Annotated in this window: 16 protein-coding genes and 1 pseudogene; 9 read left to right on the forward strand and 8 right to left on the reverse strand. The window is 70.7% G+C overall.

Features of this window, described 5'->3' with window-relative positions; genetic code table 11:
• From ACZ6N8_RS25495 to ACZ6N8_RS25505, 3 genes are all read left to right on the forward strand, one after another.
• Positions 1 to 388, forward strand: a 388-nt coding sequence (locus ACZ6N8_RS25495; RefSeq protein ID WP_466013034.1) for a C39 family peptidase, incomplete at its 5' end; no start/stop codon positions are given.
• 245 nt (positions 389 to 633) lie between these two features.
• Positions 634 to 1,527 carry a DUF1996 domain-containing protein gene (locus tag ACZ6N8_RS25500; RefSeq protein WP_466013035.1) on the forward strand — a complete coding sequence of 298 codons (894 nt, stop codon included), beginning with the start codon at positions 634 to 636 and terminating at the stop codon, positions 1,525 to 1,527.
• 72 nt (positions 1,528 to 1,599) lie between these two features.
• Complete coding sequence (locus ACZ6N8_RS25505; protein ID WP_466013036.1) at positions 1,600 to 2,205, forward strand: DUF305 domain-containing protein; 606 nt, start codon at positions 1,600 to 1,602, stop codon at positions 2,203 to 2,205.
• Between the two features lie 53 nt (positions 2,206 to 2,258).
• On the opposite strand, the pseudogene ACZ6N8_RS25510 reads toward ACZ6N8_RS25505, so the two are convergent.
• Together ACZ6N8_RS25510 and ACZ6N8_RS25515 are read right to left on the reverse strand one after the other, a co-directional pair.
• A pseudogene (locus ACZ6N8_RS25510) lies at positions 2,259 to 2,498 on the reverse strand (alpha/beta fold hydrolase); the annotation flags it as partial.
• The gene (locus tag ACZ6N8_RS25515; RefSeq protein WP_466013037.1) at positions 2,495 to 3,115 is read right to left on the reverse strand and encodes a TetR/AcrR family transcriptional regulator; all 621 of its coding nucleotides are present in this window, start codon (positions 3,113 to 3,115) and stop codon (positions 2,495 to 2,497) included. The pseudogene ACZ6N8_RS25510 and the gene ACZ6N8_RS25515, both read right to left, overlap by 4 nt.
• 105 nt (positions 3,116 to 3,220) lie before the next feature.
• Between ACZ6N8_RS25515 and ACZ6N8_RS25520 the strand changes: the two genes are divergently transcribed.
• Positions 3,221 to 4,324 carry an aldo/keto reductase gene (locus tag ACZ6N8_RS25520; RefSeq protein WP_466013038.1) on the forward strand — a complete coding sequence of 368 codons (1,104 nt, stop codon included), beginning with the start codon at positions 3,221 to 3,223 and terminating at the stop codon, positions 4,322 to 4,324.
• Between the two features lie 79 nt (positions 4,325 to 4,403).
• Here the strand turns inward: ACZ6N8_RS25520 and ACZ6N8_RS25525 are convergent, their stop codons facing one another.
• The 4 genes from ACZ6N8_RS25525 to ACZ6N8_RS25540 form a co-directional block, all read right to left on the reverse strand.
• Positions 4,404 to 5,372 carry an alpha/beta hydrolase gene (locus ACZ6N8_RS25525; protein ID WP_466013039.1) on the reverse strand — a complete coding sequence of 323 codons (969 nt, stop codon included), beginning with the start codon at positions 5,370 to 5,372 and terminating at the stop codon, positions 4,404 to 4,406.
• 77 nt (positions 5,373 to 5,449) lie between these two features.
• Entirely contained in the window at positions 5,450 to 6,343 is an 894-nt protein-coding gene (locus ACZ6N8_RS25530) for an acetyltransferase (RefSeq protein WP_466013040.1), read from the reverse strand.
• A gap of 157 nt (positions 6,344 to 6,500) precedes the next feature.
• The gene (locus tag ACZ6N8_RS25535; protein WP_466013041.1) at positions 6,501 to 7,697 is read right to left on the reverse strand and encodes a low temperature requirement protein A; all 1,197 of its coding nucleotides are present in this window, start codon (positions 7,695 to 7,697) and stop codon (positions 6,501 to 6,503) included.
• Between the two features lie 92 nt (positions 7,698 to 7,789).
• Positions 7,790 to 8,197, reverse strand: coding sequence for a VOC family protein (locus ACZ6N8_RS25540; RefSeq protein WP_466013042.1), 408 nt, complete (start codon positions 8,195 to 8,197; stop codon positions 7,790 to 7,792).
• A gap of 193 nt (positions 8,198 to 8,390) precedes the next feature.
• Here ACZ6N8_RS25540 and ACZ6N8_RS25545 point away from each other — a divergent pair, with 193 nt between their 5' ends.
• Positions 8,391 to 9,464: a glycoside hydrolase family protein gene (locus ACZ6N8_RS25545; RefSeq protein WP_466013043.1), complete on the forward strand. Its 1,074-nt coding sequence runs from the start codon at positions 8,391 to 8,393 to the stop codon at positions 9,462 to 9,464.
• Between the two features lie 6 nt (positions 9,465 to 9,470).
• On the opposite strand, the gene ACZ6N8_RS25550 is transcribed toward ACZ6N8_RS25545, so the two are convergent.
• Positions 9,471 to 10,355: an NAD-dependent epimerase/dehydratase family protein gene (locus ACZ6N8_RS25550; protein ID WP_466013044.1), complete on the reverse strand. Its 885-nt coding sequence runs from the start codon at positions 10,353 to 10,355 to the stop codon at positions 9,471 to 9,473.
• A gap of 316 nt (positions 10,356 to 10,671) precedes the next feature.
• Between ACZ6N8_RS25550 and ACZ6N8_RS25555 the strand changes: the two genes are divergently transcribed.
• The 4 genes from ACZ6N8_RS25555 (at position 10,672) to ACZ6N8_RS25570 (ending at position 15,143) form a co-directional block, all read left to right on the forward strand.
• A complete protein-coding gene (locus ACZ6N8_RS25555; protein ID WP_466013045.1) occupies positions 10,672 to 11,550 on the forward strand; it encodes a hypothetical protein in 879 nt (292 codons plus the stop codon).
• Entirely contained in the window at positions 11,547 to 13,214 is a 1,668-nt protein-coding gene (locus ACZ6N8_RS25560) for a hypothetical protein (protein WP_466013046.1), read from the forward strand. Before ACZ6N8_RS25555 ends, ACZ6N8_RS25560 begins: the two co-directional genes overlap by 4 nt.
• Before the next feature lie 35 nt (positions 13,215 to 13,249).
• Positions 13,250 to 13,669, forward strand: a complete 420-nt coding sequence (locus tag ACZ6N8_RS25565; protein ID WP_354828129.1) for a PPOX class F420-dependent oxidoreductase — start codon at positions 13,250 to 13,252, stop codon at positions 13,667 to 13,669.
• A 151-nt stretch (positions 13,670 to 13,820) separates the two neighbouring features.
• Positions 13,821 to 15,143 (forward strand): glycoside hydrolase family 18 protein, encoded by a 1,323-nt coding sequence (locus ACZ6N8_RS25570; protein WP_466013047.1) that lies wholly within the window; start codon positions 13,821 to 13,823, stop codon positions 15,141 to 15,143.
• 3 nt (positions 15,144 to 15,146) lie between these two features.
• On the opposite strand, the gene ACZ6N8_RS25575 is transcribed toward ACZ6N8_RS25570, so the two are convergent.
• Entirely contained in the window at positions 15,147 to 15,506 is a 360-nt protein-coding gene (locus ACZ6N8_RS25575; RefSeq protein ID WP_466013048.1) for an effector-associated constant component EACC1, read from the reverse strand.
• Positions 15,507 to 15,588 lie beyond the last annotated feature (82 nt).

The following is a 15,588-nucleotide window of genomic DNA, read 5'->3' on the forward strand; positions in this document are numbered from 1 at the left end:
GATGGGCACCACCGAGGCCGGCACCAACTCCATCAACGACATCACCCCGGTGCTGAACAAGGAGACCGGTAAGAACGACGCCTACCGGTCGGTGGCAATCTCCACCCCGGCGGCGGACGACAAGCAGACCGACACGCTGCGCGCCGACATCGTCAAGACCGTCGACCAGGGTCGGGCCGTGGTCGCCAACATCGCCGGCACCACCACCGACACCGACGGCGGCGTGCACTCCTTCGAGGGCGGGCACTACATCAGCGTCGTCGGCTACCGCGACAACGGCCAGACGGTGAAGATCGCCGACTCGGCCGACCCGAACACCGCCTCCTACGAGGTCACCGTCGAGCACCTCGCCGACTGGATCGCCACCCGCGGCTACGCCACCAGCTGACCCCCACACCAGGTTACGAAGCGAAGGGCCGGACCCCACCAGGGGTCCGGCCCTTCGTCGTCATTTCCACCAACTGCGGCACGTATTGACAAGAATCGACATAGCGGTGAGGCTGGACGACGAGAGAGAGCGCTCTCTTAGCACGGGCTCAACAGGCCACCACCACGTCTGGCCAGGACACTCCGCTGTCTTCGGCGGCGGCACCGGAGCTGTCCCTGACCCGGCCTCCCGACAGGAGTCACAAGATGGACAGGGCCGCACCCCTATCCGGCATCCCCCGCCGACTGCGCCTCGCCACGGCGATCGGCGCCCTGCTGGCACTGCTCGGCACGTACCTGGTCTCCGCCACCGACCGGGCCGACGCCGCCCCGGTCGCGAACGTCATCCGGGTTGCCGAGTTCCCCGCCGACTGCACCTACAGCCACCGGCTGCCGGACGACCCGATCGTCTTTCCCCGGCTGCCCGGCGCCTCGCACATGCACAGCTTCTTCGGCAGCACGGTGACGAACGCCAACACCACGCTCCCGGACCTGGTCACCTCCCCCACCACCTGCAACCCGCGGGTGGACGTCTCGTCGTACTGGGTGCCGACCCTGTACCGGGACAACGTCGCGGTGGAGCCGGCGATCGCCACGTTCTACTACCTGGGTGAGGGCGTCCGTGCAGACGTCGTCGCGAACACCCAGCCGTTCCCGCAGGGTCTTCGTTTGGTCGCCGGCAACGCGAAGGCCACCGGGCCGAACGACAGCATCGCCCGCTGGTCCTGTCTGCACGCCGGACAGGTGCCACCGTCGAAGGACTTCGTCAACTGCCCGGCCGGCACGATGCTGGAGTCGTACCTGGACTTCCCGCAGTGCTGGAACGGCCGGGACCTGGACTCGCCGGACCACAAGAGCCACCTGGCGTACCCGGTGAACCAGGCCTGCCCGAGCACCCACCCGGTGCACGTGCCGAAGTTGCGCCAGGTTCTGCGGTACCCGGTCAGCGGTGACCCGTCGCACTTCCGGTTGGCCTCCGGGCCGGGCTACACCATGCACGGCGACTTCTTCAACGCCTGGCCGGTGGCGGAGATGGCCCGCCGGGTCCAGGACTGCATCCGCCCGGTCATCAAGTGCGGTCACGACGGCCGGCCGATCTGAGCCGACCGGTCGCACCCGAGGCGGCGGGTCCGGTCACGACCGGGCCCGCCGGCTCGGGCGGAAGGAGGCGGTATGCGAGTCCGGATCGCGCTGCTCGTGGCGGTGACGCTCGTCTCCGGGTGCACCACCGGCACACCGGCCGCCGACGCCAGCGCGCCACCGTCCACGGGTGTGGTGTCCACAGCGCCGGCCACTGGCACCGCCGGGCCGTTCAGCGCCACCGACATCGCCTGGCTGCAACTGACGGTCGCGATGGCGCAACGGCTGCTCCCGGTACTGGACCTGGTGCCGAGCCGTACCACCGACCCCGCGTGGCGGCGCCTGGCCGCGCAGATGCGGGCCGGCAGTGGCACCGACCTGGCACGGTCCCACCAGCTTCTGGCCGACTCCGGCGCGCCGGCGACGAACCCGCACGAGGGCCACGACATGCCCGGCATGATCACCGTCGATGAGCTGGCCGCGCTGCGGTCGGCGACCGGCACGCCCTTTCAGCGGCTGCTCGCCGCGCATCTGCGCGCGCACCTCGCGCAGTCCGTCCGGGTCGCCACAGCCGAGCAGCAGGGCGGCGTCCACCAGGGCACCACCGCGATGGCCACCGCCGTCGTCCGGGCCGGCACGGCCGATCTCGCACGCCTCGACCGGCTCGACCGCCCACCGGCGCCGACGCGACCGGCATGAACGCCTCGGCTCGGACTCCGCCCGTTCGCCGCACGCCCGGCCGTGCCGACCACGACCGGCTGGGCGAGGCCCTCCGCCGCCACCTGGTCGTGCACGACCTCGGCGACCTCCGCCATCCGGTAGGACGCCCGCCGGGGTGAATCGCCGTGACCGGGCAGGTCGAGGGCGAGCACCTGCCGGGCACTGTCGATAAGCGCGAGTTCGCGCCGGACCGGGCCCCACTGTCGCCTGTCGAAGGTGAGGCCGTGCGGCAGCACCAGCGGTGGACGGGGCTCGTTCCTATTCATCGTCATGCCTTCCCTGGCTGCCGGCTTGCCGCGCGCTCGCCCAGCGAGTCGATGGTGAGGTCGAGGGCCGCTTCCAGGTGGTCGGTCCTCCCGGTGGAGAGCAGCAGGAGTACGCCGCCCTGGATGCCGGCGAGCAGGGCCGCCGCGGCGCGGTCGGCGTCCACGTCCGGGCCGATGTCCCCGGTCGACTGCATGTGCCGAATGCCCTCGGTGATCGCCGTCTGCCAGCGCCACATCAGCCCGGTCACGATCGCCTGCGCGCCAGGCGCCCGCCGGCCGGTCTGGCCGAGCAGACCGTTGAGCGGGCACTTCACCCCCTGGGCGCGGTAGCGCTCGATCAGCCGGTCCCGCCAGGCCAGCCAGACCGGCCAGGAGGTCAGGTTGCTGAGCATCGGTTCCTGGTCGACGAGCACCTGGTCGGCCTCGTGCTCGGCCACCGCGAGCAGCAGCTCCTCCTTCCCTTCGGGGAAGTAGTGGAACAGCTGACCCTTGCTGGTGCCGGTGGCGGCCATCACGTCCTCGAGGCGTACCTCGTCGACGCCGCGCTCGCGGATCTCGGCGGCCGCGCCGACGACGATCCGCGCGCGCGTCGCCTCGCCCTTGCGGGTCAGCGCGCGTGTCATGGGCCGACCCTAGCGCGGGTTCTGGACTTGCGGGTCCATTTTTGCCGAGCAAAGGTCTGTGACGCGGTCCGCTGCGGGCCGACACCACAGTCGGGAGGCACCACGATGAACCACTACTACCTGCTCGGCCGGTCCGGTCTACGGGTGAGCCGGCTGGCGCTGGGCACCATGAACTTCGGCACCGGCGGCTTCCACGCGGCGTACGGCAGGACCGAGGAGGAGGCCGAACCGATCTTCCGCCGGTACCTGGAGGCGGGCGGGAACCTCATCGACACGGCGGACTTCTACACCGCCGGGGAGAGCGAGACGATCCTCGGCCGCCTCATCGACCGGGCCGGCGTACGCGAACGGCTCGTCCTCACCAGCAAGGCCACAAACACCGTCGACCCGACCGACCCGAACGCCAGCGGCAACGGCCGCAAGCACATCATGCGGGCCGTCGAGGCGTCGCTGAGCCGGCTCGGCACCGACTACATCGACCTGTACCTGCTGCACACCTGGGACCGGATCACCCCGGTCGAGGACGTCGTGCACACCTTCGACGACCTGGTACGCGCCGGCAGGATCCGGTACGCCGGGCTCTCCGACGTGCCGGCCTGGTACGCGGCTCGGGCGCAGAGCTACGCCGAGACGCACGGGCTGGCTCCCATGGTCACCGTGCAGCTGCCGTACTCCCTGGTCTCCCGGGAGATCGAGGCGGAGTTCGTGTCGATGGCGCAGACCCTGGGGATGGGGCTCACCGCGTGGAGCCCGATCGGCGGCGGCCTGCTCAGCGGCAAGTACCGGCGGACCGCGGAGGGCATGACGGGGACCGGCCGGTTGACCAACCCCGCCGCCGCGGGCCGGCAGATCAGCCCCGGCGACTGGCAGGTCATCGACGCGTTGGAGAGCGTGGCCGCCGACCTGGGTCGCAGCATGGCGCAGGTGGCGATCAACTGGGTGGCCACCCAACCGGCCGTCGGCTCGGTGGTCATCGGGGCGAGCAGCCCCGAGCAGCTGGCCGGCAACATGGACGCGCTCGACTTCGAGATCCCGGCCGACGCCCGTCGACGGCTCGACGAGGCCAGCGCCCCGCGGCTCGGGATGCCGTACGGCATGTTCACCCCGCAGTACCAGTCCTGGGTGGTCAGCCCCGGCCTCGGCATCGGCGACAAGCCGGCCGGCTACACCCCGCCTGTGTTCAACGGCGCGGCCGAGCCCACGAGCTAGGGATGCCCGGGGCACGCGGCCGGCCCCGCGGTCACGACCCGCAGAGCAGGTCGTGGCCGCGTTCGGCGCCCGCACGTGGTCACCGCCGGGTGGCAGTGGCGGTCTGCGTCGACTCCCCCTCGTAGAGCGCGACGTACCGCCGGCGCAGTTCGTCACCCTCGGCCCCGAGGGCCCCGAGGTCGAGGGTGTTGTGGCCGACACCCAGCGCCTCGGGCAGCAGGTACACCCGCAGCGGGACGGCGTTCGCGTCGGCGATCCGACGCGCCACGGTCACCGCCGCGGTCGGGTCCACCACGGCGTCGAGCGGGCTGATCGCGACCGCCGCGCTCGCCAGACCGGTCCGACGCGCAGGTTTCGGCAGGCCACGCGCGATCGTCAGGTACTGGGTGACGGCGGACAGGGAGTAGCCGCGCGAGGTGACACGGTCGGCCAGGAGGCGACGCCCGTACAGCACGATCAGCGGTCTGACCGCGAACGCCGGCGCCTGGCGCGGGTGCGGGCCGAAGAACGGCGACAGCAGCAGGAGATGCCGCACGACGTCACAGTGGACCTGCGCGAGCCGGGCGGCAAGCACCGCTCCACCGGAGATGCCCACGACACCCACCTCGTCCCCGAGGCCCGCCACGACGCGCAGGGCCTCGTCGGCGTACGCGGTCAGCTCGACCGCGCCGACCCGGTGATGGGCGCTGTCGACAGTGCCGTGCTGCGGGGCGCGGGGAATCCAGACGTTGTAGCCGCGGTCGAAGAACTCCCGGGCCAGCTCGTCGTACTGCTCGGGCGCGAGGGTGTAGCCGTGCAGCAGCAGCACGGCCCGGGTGGTGCGGCGGCCGTGGCTCAGCAGGCGGCTGTGGGATTCCGGTCGGACCCGCGGATCGTCGGCGTCGGCCGACATGACGGTCTCCGCGGCGCGTACGGCGTCGGCGAAGTCGAGGCGCTGCCCTGAGGTGCCGGCGGCATGGTGGCGGTCCAGCGGCCAGAGGTACAGCCCGGCGACCGACGTCCCGAGCAGCGCCAGGACGCCGACGACGAGTGCGATGATCTCCGGCACGGGTCAGATCCTGGCAGCGCACGCGGGGCTGGCCGGTCCAGGGGTGCGCCCTGGTGACAGGGCGCACCCCCAACTGGTCAGCCCTCGTCGGCCGGCGCGAACAGCACCCGCGCGCGCAGTTGCCGGAAGCCGGTGCGTTCCAGCTCCGCCAGCACCGACACCCGGTGGGCGTCCACGTCGGCGATCACTTCGCGGGCGCCACCGGCGGCGAGCACCCGGACCGCCTCGGCCAGCAGCTCGGGTCGGGCGGCCTCGTCGCGGAGGCCGAGATAGGCCAGCAGCGGGTAGCAGGCGTCCCCGGCCGTTCCGACCAGGCCCACCGGTTCACCGGCCGCCGAAGCGACGCGCCACCCCCGCACCGCCTCGCCCAGCCAGGCCAGCGGGTCGGTGGCCAGGTCGACGCCGCCGACCGCCTGGGCGATCTCGACCCCGGTCAGCACGTCCGGCTCGGCGATCCGGGCGACCAGCTCGTTGATCTCCGCCGGGTCGGCGGGCGGGCGGAAGTCGTACCGTCCGGAGGACGCCGGCAGGGGCGTGCCCGTCCAGGAGCACCTGAGCCGTTCCCCCCGTTCGACAAGGCCGGCGAGGCGGGCCGCCTCCATCGGAGCCCGGACCACGGCCAGCACCTCCGGTCGGCGTCGCCAGTGCGCCGGCAGGGCCGCGTAGTACCGGGTGGGGCCGCCCAGCGCCTCGTGGGCGGCGCGCAGCAGCTCGGCCCCCACCTCCGGCTCGGCGTCCAGGTCGAATCGCTCCAGCCAGGGGGCGCCGACGGCACCCGGTGGGAGGAGCCAGGCCGCCCGGGCGACCGCCCGGCCGGCCCGCAGGGCGACCCAGGTGGTCTCGGGCCGGTAGCCGCCGCCGGCGATCCCGTCGGCGTAGGCGACCTGACGCAGGTACGGCAGCGGATCGGGCATCGAGTCGAACAGATTTTCCTCGCCCGCGACGAGCGGACGGATGACCAGGTCGGTCATGGTTTGGTCCTCCGGAGAGCGAGCGCCCCGGGTCAGATCCGCGTGGACGCCGGGGCGCGGAGGGGGCGCAGAACATCGGACATTGTTCTGACCTCCTCCCGGCTCGACGGCGTGCCCGACACGATACCGGGCGCGCGACGGGTCTGTCGGCCCCGGCTCACAGCGTCGGGTTGGTCTCCGAGCCGCGTTGGTGCGCCTGCCCGTCGAGGACCGCGATCACGGCCAGGATCAGTGCCGCCGCGCCTGCCACGGCGACCGGCGGAAGGAACACGGTGGGCACCGCCGCCACGGCCAGCGCCAGCGCGCCGATGGACAACATCCGGCAGTGCGGCGCGACGGGGGTCGCCTCCTCCAGGTAGCTGCGCCCGAGCAGGAACAGCACCGGACCGCCGAAGATGATGACCACCAGAGCCCAGTCGATGGGCGGATGCGGGTCCTCGATGACCTGGCCGAAGCCGACGGCGGTGCAGATGATGCCACCGACGATGAACAGCAGGCTGTAGCTCGCCCAGCGGGACAGCCGGATCCCGTCCCCCGCGGCGCTGGAGGTCGCGTGCCGACCGGGCCCGACATGGTAGAAGTAGATCCGCCAGAACGAGACCGTCGCCACGAACGCGGCGACGAGGGTGACGGTCCGCTCGAACGAGAAGCCCGGGAAGCTCACAGCGGCGCCGGCTTCGAGCACCACCTCGGCGAGCGCGATCATGAAGAACTGGTTGTACCGCTCGGCGAGATGCTCCTGTGAGACGGTGACCGTGCTGCTGACCGGCTCACGGCCGAACCGGGGCAGCGGCCAGTTGGTGGACGCGCCGATGAGTTCGAGGGCGAGGGCGAGGGACCAGAAGACGCCTCGGCCGAGGCCTCCGCTGATACCGCCGCTGATCCAGAGCACGCCGGACACCACGTGCCAGGTCAGCACCCGGATCGCGAACGCGCGGCCCGGATGGCCCCGCAGGGCGAACGACAGGTAGAGAGGTCTGCCGACCTGGATGATCACGTACGTGGCCGCGAAGATCACGCCGCGCTGGCCGAACGCCTGCGGCAACGAGACGGCCAGTACCAGCGTGCCGAACATGGTGGCCAGCAGGACGACCTGGAGATCGACACGCCGGGGATCGTAGGTGCTGGCCAGCAGGGCGTTCAGGGACCAGATCATCCACATCGCCGTGAAGAACAGCAGCGTCTGGCCGGCCTCCGACAGCAGCGTGTGCCGGACGATTGTCAGGTCGTCCGCGACCCGCCCGGCGAGGCGGGCGAGCGCGAACACGTAGACGATGTCGAACAGCAGTTCCAGGACGGTCGCCGAGCGCGGGCTCCGACTGTCACCGAGGCCGCGCATCCGGGCGCGCATCATCGCCCCGAGCCCTCCTCGCCGCCTGGTCCCTTTTGAGCGATTTTATCGAGGAAGCCGACGATCTCAGCGGGTATGCGGACAGCGGGGGGAATTCAGGCCCGACTGGAGATCTGCTGCACCCCCCAGGCGTTGCCGTCCGGGTCGGCGAAGAAGATGAATCCCACGTTGTCCAACGGGTCCGGCACCGGCCGCGGATTGGCTCCCACCACCTGGATCTCGCTGACCTCGACACCGCGTTCCAGCAGCTCGGCGCGAGCCTGCCGCAGGTCGGGCACCACCAGTTGCAGCCCCTTGAGCGACCCGGGCGGCATGTCGGGCACCACTCCCCTGCCGATGACGACCGAGCAGCCCGAGCCGGGCGGCGTCAACTGCACGATCCGCGCCTCGTCGTTGATGACTGTGTCGTGGTCCACGACGAAGCCGAGCCGGTCGGCGTAGAACTCCTTGGCCCGGTCCACGTCCGAAACCGGTACGACCACCACTTCCAGCGTCCAGTTCATCCGAGCGTCTCCCCCTGTTGTGGAAGCCGGTTCGCGTCCGCCGAGGACGCGAACCGCACCGTGGACGCCGACGGTAGCCCGGGACGGCACCAGAAACCGTTATCCCGGCGCGAACCGCCGGTCTCCTGAGGGGAGGGCGTTGATCCACCAGCCCGCCGGCCGGATGAGAACACCTGACGAAGGAGCCGAGACGATGCGCGCAACCAACCCGGGTGAGTCGGACGCCGCGAAGGCGACCCGGGGCGTCCACGCGAAACCCCGACGGGGACCGCTGTTGCTGTGGCCGTTCGCCGTCGCCGTCGCGGTGGCCGTACTCGTTGCCGTGGTGATCGTCGTGGTCCAGCCCGCCGGTCCCGCGCCGGCCCCGGCGGCGACGCAGGCGCTCGACACGCCGCCGCCCGCCGTCGCGGCGGCCGGCCCACCCGCACCGACCAGTCCTGCCGCGACGGCGAGCCCGACGACGGCGGTCCCGACGCCCACGACGGCGAAGCCCACGGCGGGACGCCCGGCCGCCGCGACGGCGGCCGGGGTGACGTCCAGGCGCAAGGGCGTCGGGGTGTGGACCTTCGACGGGGTCGACCGGGCGCTGGCAGGCTCCGGGGCGAGTTGGTACTACACCTGGGACGTCGCCCACCCGGGCGTCACCAGCCCGAAGGGCGCCGAGTTCGTCCCGATGATCTGGGGCGCGAAGAGCGTCACCGCCAGCAATCTGCGTCAGGCCAGCACGAACGGGCGGCAGCTCCTCGGGTTCAACGAGCCGGACATGGGCGGTCAGGCGAACATGAGCGTGGAGCGGGCGCTGGAGCTGTGGCCGCAACTGGAGGCCACCGGCCTTGCCCTGGGCAGCCCCGCCGTGGCGTGGGGCGGCGACCGGCCCGGCGAGTGGCTCGACCGTTTCATGACCGGTGCGAAGCAGCGCGGCTACCGGGTCGACTTCATCGCCCTGCACTGGTACGGCGGCGACTTCACCACCGCGAACGCGGTCAGCCAGCTCAAGTCGTACCTCCAGGCGGTGCACGACCGGTACCGGCTGCCGGTCTGGCTCACCGAGTTCGCCCTGATCGACTTCTCCGACGGCGTACGGTTCCCCAGCCAGGAGCAGCAGGCCGCGTTCCTCACCGCGGCGACCAGGATGCTGGGCGGCCTGTCCTGGCTGCACAGGTACGCCTGGTTCGGCCTTCCCGCCACGGACAGGGACCGGAGCGGGCTCTTCCGAACGGGCAGCGAGGTGACCGCCGTGGGCCGCGCCTACCAGGCGGCGCGCTGACCGGGCCTAGACATGGTCGCGCCAGGAGTGCTGCGGCTCGTACCCCAGCACCCGGCGGGCCTTGTCGATGCTGAGCAGCGTCTCGTGCTCGCCGAGTTCCTTGCGGATCTCGACGCCCGGGTAGACCTCGGCCATCAGGCTGGCGCTGGAGCGGGTCATGACGGTGTCCGCGTTGGCGATGATGAAGACGTCAGCGCCCGGCTGGTCGTGGGCGAGGGCCCGCTCGACCGCCTGCGCCCCGTCGCGGGCGTCGATGTAACCCCACAGGTTCCACCGGCGCAGCGTCGGGTCGGCGTCGAAGGAGGGGAACGGGGCGTAGTCCTCGACGTCCATCACGTTGGAGAAGCGCAGACCCACCATGACCAGCTCCGGGTCCCAGCGGCAGAAGTGCCGCGCCATCTCCTCCTCAAGGGCCTTGTTCAACGAGTACGTCGACTCGGGGCGCGGCGTGTACGCCTCGTCGACCGGGGCGTACGGCGGCGGGGTGTCGAACGGCAACCCGAGCACCGTCTCACTCGACGCCCACACCACCCGCCGGATCCCGGCCGCCCGGGCCGCGGCGAAGACGTTGTACGTCGCTGCGGAGTTGTTCGCGAACGTGGTCGCGTTCGACATCAACCCGGGCGCCGGTACGGCCGCCAGGTGCACTACCGCGTCTATCCCACCGGCGTGCTCGTCCGCCCCTCCGGTGAACGCCTCCACCACCTGCCCGTAGTCGGTCAGGTCGACGAGCAGGAACTCGCCGTCCACGTCGCGCGGGTCACGTCCGCCGGCGCGGTCGACGGCGAGGACGTCCACGCCCACGCCGCGCAGGTGCGCGACGACGGCGCGGCCGAGTTTGCCGGTGGCGCCGGTGACGACTACACGTCCGGGCAGTGCGGGATCGGTCATGGCCCCATCCTCTCCGGCGGCGCGCATCCCCGCACGAGCGGGTACGCCCGCCTCGCTGGCACCGTGGGTGGCGCGCCCGAGTGGCCGGCGCCGTCCGTGACGCGCCCCGGGGGGCCGGCGCCGTTGACCCGGGCCGTCCGTGGGCGGCGCGCAGATTAGCAGCCGGCACGTGGGGCTGGAAGCGCTCCGCGTGATCCGGACAGGCCTCCTGCTGAATCATCGGATGTGACGGAACCTTCAGCCGATGGGAGTCACCGGGCCAGAAATGCCACGCTGCCCGGACATTGTGCAGCCGCGCTCCCATCGGGAGGAAACTGTGCTCGACACCCCGCCCTTCATCAACGTCGGCGCGACAGCCGGCCTCTACTCGCAGATCGCCGGAGTACTCGCGGGATTCGCCTTCACCACTCTCTTGTCGTACCTGGCCCGACAGCCCGACGACGTCGCCACGTCGGGCCGAGTTCGTGAGGACTCTCGTCAGCCCGATGTCCGCCATCAGGTGACGGTGGTGCTGTTCAACACCCTGGGCGGGCTGATCGTGTGCGCGCTGCTGTACGGCATGCTGGCCGGTGGAGCGCCGGACAGCGGTAATTCCCTCTCCGGAATGATGGTCAACGGACCCGCCTTCTGCCTCGCCATCCTCGGCATCTTCTTCGCCACCGCACTGGCGGCCACTCCGTTTCCGCACCTTGCGCCGATGCTGGTTTCGGCGCGAGTCCTGTTGGGGTCTGTCGGGCCGACGATTGCCATGCTGCTCGTGGCCGGGTCGAGCATGGACCTGTCCATCGAGGAGTGCCGGCGCGCCGCTACCGCGAATTGCCGCGTTAGCGACCAACTGACGCTCACTGAGCCCTTCGGCCTGGGACTCGGCCTGACTCTGCTGCTGGGCATCCTCACGGCAGCCACGATGATCGCCTTTTGGAGGCCGCGCGTTCCACCGCCGTCCTGGACTGCCCGGGTCATGGCACAGCTCACCATCGGCGTCCCTGCGGTGACCGTCGTCGGTGCGATCGCGGTCGCCAGCATGCCCCCTGACTACCTGCTCCCTGACGGGCTCCAGATCCTCATCGAAGTGGCGAGTTTCGTCTTCCTGGCCGTACTCGCCGTGCTCGCGGCGCGGACCTGTCATCACCGTCCCCCAATTTCGCCCCAAGAGGCGTCCGAGTTGCCGGTAAGCACCGAGGTCGTTCGATGACGCCGTCTCCGTCGCCGACGGACGTGCCCGACCTTCCGGCTATTGCCGGTTACTACTCGCAGCTCGCGGCCGTACTCGCCGGTTTCGGTTTCGCAGGCGTGGTCGGCCTGGTCACCACCCAACTGACGGCTCGTAACGCGACGACGACTGTCGTTCGCAGCCTCGGCCCACTGGTGAGCGCCTTCATCGGGCTGGTGGCGGCCAGCCTCGACTACGCCCTGGTGACCGGTGAGCCGGTCGGCTCGGCGCGGGTGGCGAGCTTGCAGACAGTGGCCGGAATGGGGTTCAGCATTGCCGGAGCGATGCTGATATACGCGATCTACATTCTGCTCTGCGATCTTCAGGAGGACGCGCCGCTGAGCCGTTCGCTGAGCATCGCCGCGATCAGGTTCATGCGTACCATAATCGTTTCGTACCTTCCCACGGTGCTCGTCCTGCTGATGTGGAGCGGCCTGCGGGACCATCTCGAACAACGGCAGGGCGACAAGGCTTTCTACGGCTGGCCCGACTGGGTGGCGATCGCCGCCCTCGTCGCGACCCTGCTGGCGGCATGCCTGCTGCGGCTGTTCTTCCGCAGGGCACCGTCCGGTCGCTTCGACACGGTCACGAGGGTCGCGCGTCTCGCCACGCAACTGTCCTTCGCGTCACTGCTGGGCTCGTCCGCGCTGATCACGTTCACCGAGACGAACACCTCGGTGCCGGCCGGGGTCCCGGTCACGGCGCTTGTGCTCGTGGCGGTCTTCGCCCTGCTGACGGCGTTCTCCGCCAGCCGCTACTTCAGCGAGGGCGGATCACCCCTTACGACGGCGGCAGTCAATGCCGCAGCCGTCCCCGACGAGGTGACCCCGACCGTCACGCCGTCGGAGGGCGGTGGACGACGGCCGTTGCAGCCGCTTCACCCGCGGATCCTGCGGGACCGGTCCATCGAGATCTTCCCCCAGGGCTATCTGATGAACATCAGCATCATCCAGGGTGTGGCACTGAGCGTGCTCATCGTGGAGACCGTCCGGACGCTGACCCGCGAGGACAGCCCGCTGCCGTTGGTGCCCACGCTCGCGCAGTCGTCGTTGACCCTTGCCTGCCTGGTGATCGTCTCGTACGAGTATCTGTGGTTCTCCACCGTCATGCGGTGGACTCCCACGTTCCGCGACACCGCCATGCCCGTCGTGCTCGGCGTCGGAGAGATCGTCCCACCGCTGCTGCTGGGCAACCCGCAGGCGTGGTGGATCGCCACAGCTGTCTTCGCGCTGCTCGGCGCGGTGGCCTTCCTCAACACGGTCACCCGGCTCGAGCCGGAGATGTTCCCCCGGAGCAGGCAGGCGTACACGAGGATCCGAGGGCTTCTCGTCACCCTGGCGGTGACCTGCGTGGCGACGGCGGCCCTGTCCGCGGTGATCGCCTACCTGGTCGGACCTGTCCTCTCGACGATCGGCGCGCTCGTCGTCCTGTTCACCTCTGTGGTTTTCGTTGTCGGCCGCTCGGAGCGGGTCCTCAACGACGTCTACGACGATCACGGTGTCGACCGGAGGCCACCGATGTTCGAGCGGCTACGGGGCGTCGAATCTCGCGTGCGGGAGCGGCTCGGCGCCGTCCCGCCCCTGGTGAGCGGGGGTGACGGCTCCCGCCCCGCCCATCCGAGCGCACCAGAGCCCCCGGGTGCGTAACGTGCAGGGGTAACCGTTGACGCGAGGAGGAACGTATGTCCAAGCCACCGCTTCCCGAAGCCGCGGTCGAGATGTTGCGCAAGCCGAATCCGGCAGTCATGACCACGCTTCGCAACGGTGGTCAGCCGGTGTCCGCTGCCACCTGGTACCTGTGGGAGGACGGTCGGATCCTGGTGAACATGGACGAGAGCCGCCGTCGGCTGGAGCACGTCCGCAACGATCCACGGGTGTCCCTGACCGTGTTGGACGAGGCCGGCTGGTACACCCACGTCAGCATCATCGGGCACGTCGCCGAGCTGCGCGCCGACGAGGATCTCGCCGACATCGACAGGTTGTCGCGGCACTACACGGGCAACGCGTACCCCCGGCGGGAGCGGGCCCGGGTCAGTGCCCTCATCGAGATCGACAGGTGGCACGGTTGGGGGTCGCTCAAGGACAACAGCCAGGTCGGCTGAAGGGTGCCGACTAGACGCCCTGGCCGCTGGCGTCAGGGCGTCGCTGCCCCTGGTGGCCGGACGGCTCTTGACCGTCGAGTGTGGTCGGCTTAGCTTCATCAATCAGATAAGTAACTTTACTAATCTGATTGATTCTTCTGGGAGTGTGCCGATGCGACAACTCCGCCACCGCCGTCTCACAGCCGTCGTCGCCCTGGCGACCCTACTGATCACCGCTGCTCCGCCCGCTGCCGCGAGCGCGGGCGCCAAGCCCGACCGGGCCGGCTACCACCGGGTCGGCTACTTCACGCAGTGGGGCATCTACGGCCGCGCCTTCCCGGTCAAGAAGCTCGAAACCTCCGGCGCGGCGAGCCGCCTCACCCACCTCAACTACGCCTTCGGCAATGTCAGCGAGGACGGACGCTGCTACCTGGACGGCGGGCCGGGCGAGGGCGACGCGTGGGCCGACTACCAGCGTCCGGTACCGGCCGAGGAGAGCGTCGACGGCGTCGCCGACGCCCCGGGCCAGGCGCTCAACGGCAACTTCGGCCAGCTCGCCAAGCTCAAGGCCAAGCACCCCGACCTGAAGGTGCTGATCTCGCTGGGCGGGTGGAGCTGGTCGACGTACTTCTCGAACGCCGCACTCACCGACGCCTCCCGCAAGGCGTTCGTCGCGTCCTGCATCGACCTCTACCTCAAGGGCAATCTCCCGGGCGCCCCGGGCGCCGGCGCGGGCGTCTTCGACGGGATCGACCTGGACTGGGAGTGGCCGAACTGGGACGGTGAGCCGGGCAACGTCATCCGCCCGCAGGACCGGGAGAACTTCACCAAGCTGCTCGCCGAGTTCCGCAGGCAGCTCGACGCGTACGGGCGCACGACCCGCACGCACCACCCGCTGACCGCCTTCCTGCCGGCGAACCCGGCCACCATGGACGCCGGCTACGAGGGCCGCAAGATCTTCAAGTACCTGGACTTCGCGACAGTGCAGGGGTACGACTTCCACGGCGGCTGGGAGGCGGTGGCCAACCAGCAGTCCGCGCTGCGCGTTCCGGCCGGCTCGCCGGACAACCCGGACTTCTCCGTCGAGGTGGCCGTCGACGGCTGGATCGCCCGTGGGGCGCCGCGAGACAAGCTCGTCCTGGGCATCCCCTATTACGGTCGCGGCTGGACCGGCGTCACCGGCGGCGGCAACGGCCTATTCGGGCCGGCCGCCGCGCCCGCGCCGGCCACCTTCGAGGCCGGGTACGAGGACTACAAGAAGCTCAAGACCCTGGCCGGCAACGGCTACACCGTGCACCGCGACCTGCGCGCCGGGCACGCCTGGCTCTTCGACGGTACGACGTTCTGGACGTACGACGATCCGGCGGTCGTCCTGCAGAAGATGCTCTACATCCGCCGCACCGGCCTGGGTGGCGCGATGATCTGGTCGCTCGACGGCGACGACGACAACGCCACGCTCACCAAGACGATAGGCCTCGGTCTGACGACCTGGTAGCCGCTACCCGGGGGTGACCGCGCGCACCGCTTCGGCGATGAGCGCGGTCACCTGGCCCATGTCACGGGCCTGACGCACGTCCATCTCGGCGGACCAACCGTCGGCCCGGCCGAGTGTCACAGTCACGTCGTCGCGGCGATGGGTCAGCCAACCGGCGACCGCCTGGACCAGGATCATGGCGGCACCCGCGTCGTCGACCGCCACCCGCAGCACGTCCGCGCCGCTCTCGGCCGCCCCCTTCGGCGGCGTCACCGTCGCCCCGTCCCGCAGCCGGTCGTAGGCGCGCAGCCAGGACGCCAGCGAACGCTGCGCGTCGGCGGACGGAAGATCCGGACTGACCGTGAGCGTGATGACCTCCGGCACGGTGCGCTCCTTCCCGACGACGGCGGGTCACGCCACCATCCTGCCAGCCGACCCCTGCGCCGGCATCCCACGCAGTCACCGA

The organism is Micromonospora sp. NPDC047521 (assembly GCF_055587305.1).

Excerpts from the sequence above, each read along its gene's own strand:
- ACZ6N8_RS25500 (WP_466013035.1), top strand. The coding sequence starts at position 634 with ATGGACAGGGCCGCACCCCTATCCGGCATCCCCCGCCGACTGCGCCTC.
- ACZ6N8_RS25505 (WP_466013036.1), top strand. The coding sequence starts at position 1,600 with ATGCGAGTCCGGATCGCGCTGCTCGTGGCGGTGACGCTCGTCTCCGGG.
- ACZ6N8_RS25515 (WP_466013037.1), bottom strand. The coding sequence starts at position 3,115 with ATGACACGCGCGCTGACCCGCAAGGGCGAGGCGACGCGCGCGCGGATC.
- ACZ6N8_RS25520 (WP_466013038.1), top strand. The coding sequence starts at position 3,221 with ATGAACCACTACTACCTGCTCGGCCGGTCCGGTCTACGGGTGAGCCGG.
- ACZ6N8_RS25530 (WP_466013040.1), bottom strand. The coding sequence starts at position 6,343 with ATGACCGACCTGGTCATCCGTCCGCTCGTCGCGGGCGAGGAAAATCTG.
- ACZ6N8_RS25535 (WP_466013041.1), bottom strand. The coding sequence starts at position 7,697 with ATGATGCGCGCCCGGATGCGCGGCCTCGGTGACAGTCGGAGCCCGCGC.
- ACZ6N8_RS25540 (WP_466013042.1), bottom strand. The coding sequence starts at position 8,197 with ATGAACTGGACGCTGGAAGTGGTGGTCGTACCGGTTTCGGACGTGGAC.
- ACZ6N8_RS25545 (WP_466013043.1), top strand. The coding sequence starts at position 8,391 with ATGCGCGCAACCAACCCGGGTGAGTCGGACGCCGCGAAGGCGACCCGG.
- ACZ6N8_RS25550 (WP_466013044.1), bottom strand. The coding sequence starts at position 10,355 with ATGACCGATCCCGCACTGCCCGGACGTGTAGTCGTCACCGGCGCCACC.
- ACZ6N8_RS25560 (WP_466013046.1), top strand. The coding sequence starts at position 11,547 with ATGACGCCGTCTCCGTCGCCGACGGACGTGCCCGACCTTCCGGCTATT.
- ACZ6N8_RS25565 (WP_354828129.1), top strand. The coding sequence starts at position 13,250 with ATGTCCAAGCCACCGCTTCCCGAAGCCGCGGTCGAGATGTTGCGCAAG.
- ACZ6N8_RS25570 (WP_466013047.1), top strand. The coding sequence starts at position 13,821 with ATGCGACAACTCCGCCACCGCCGTCTCACAGCCGTCGTCGCCCTGGCG.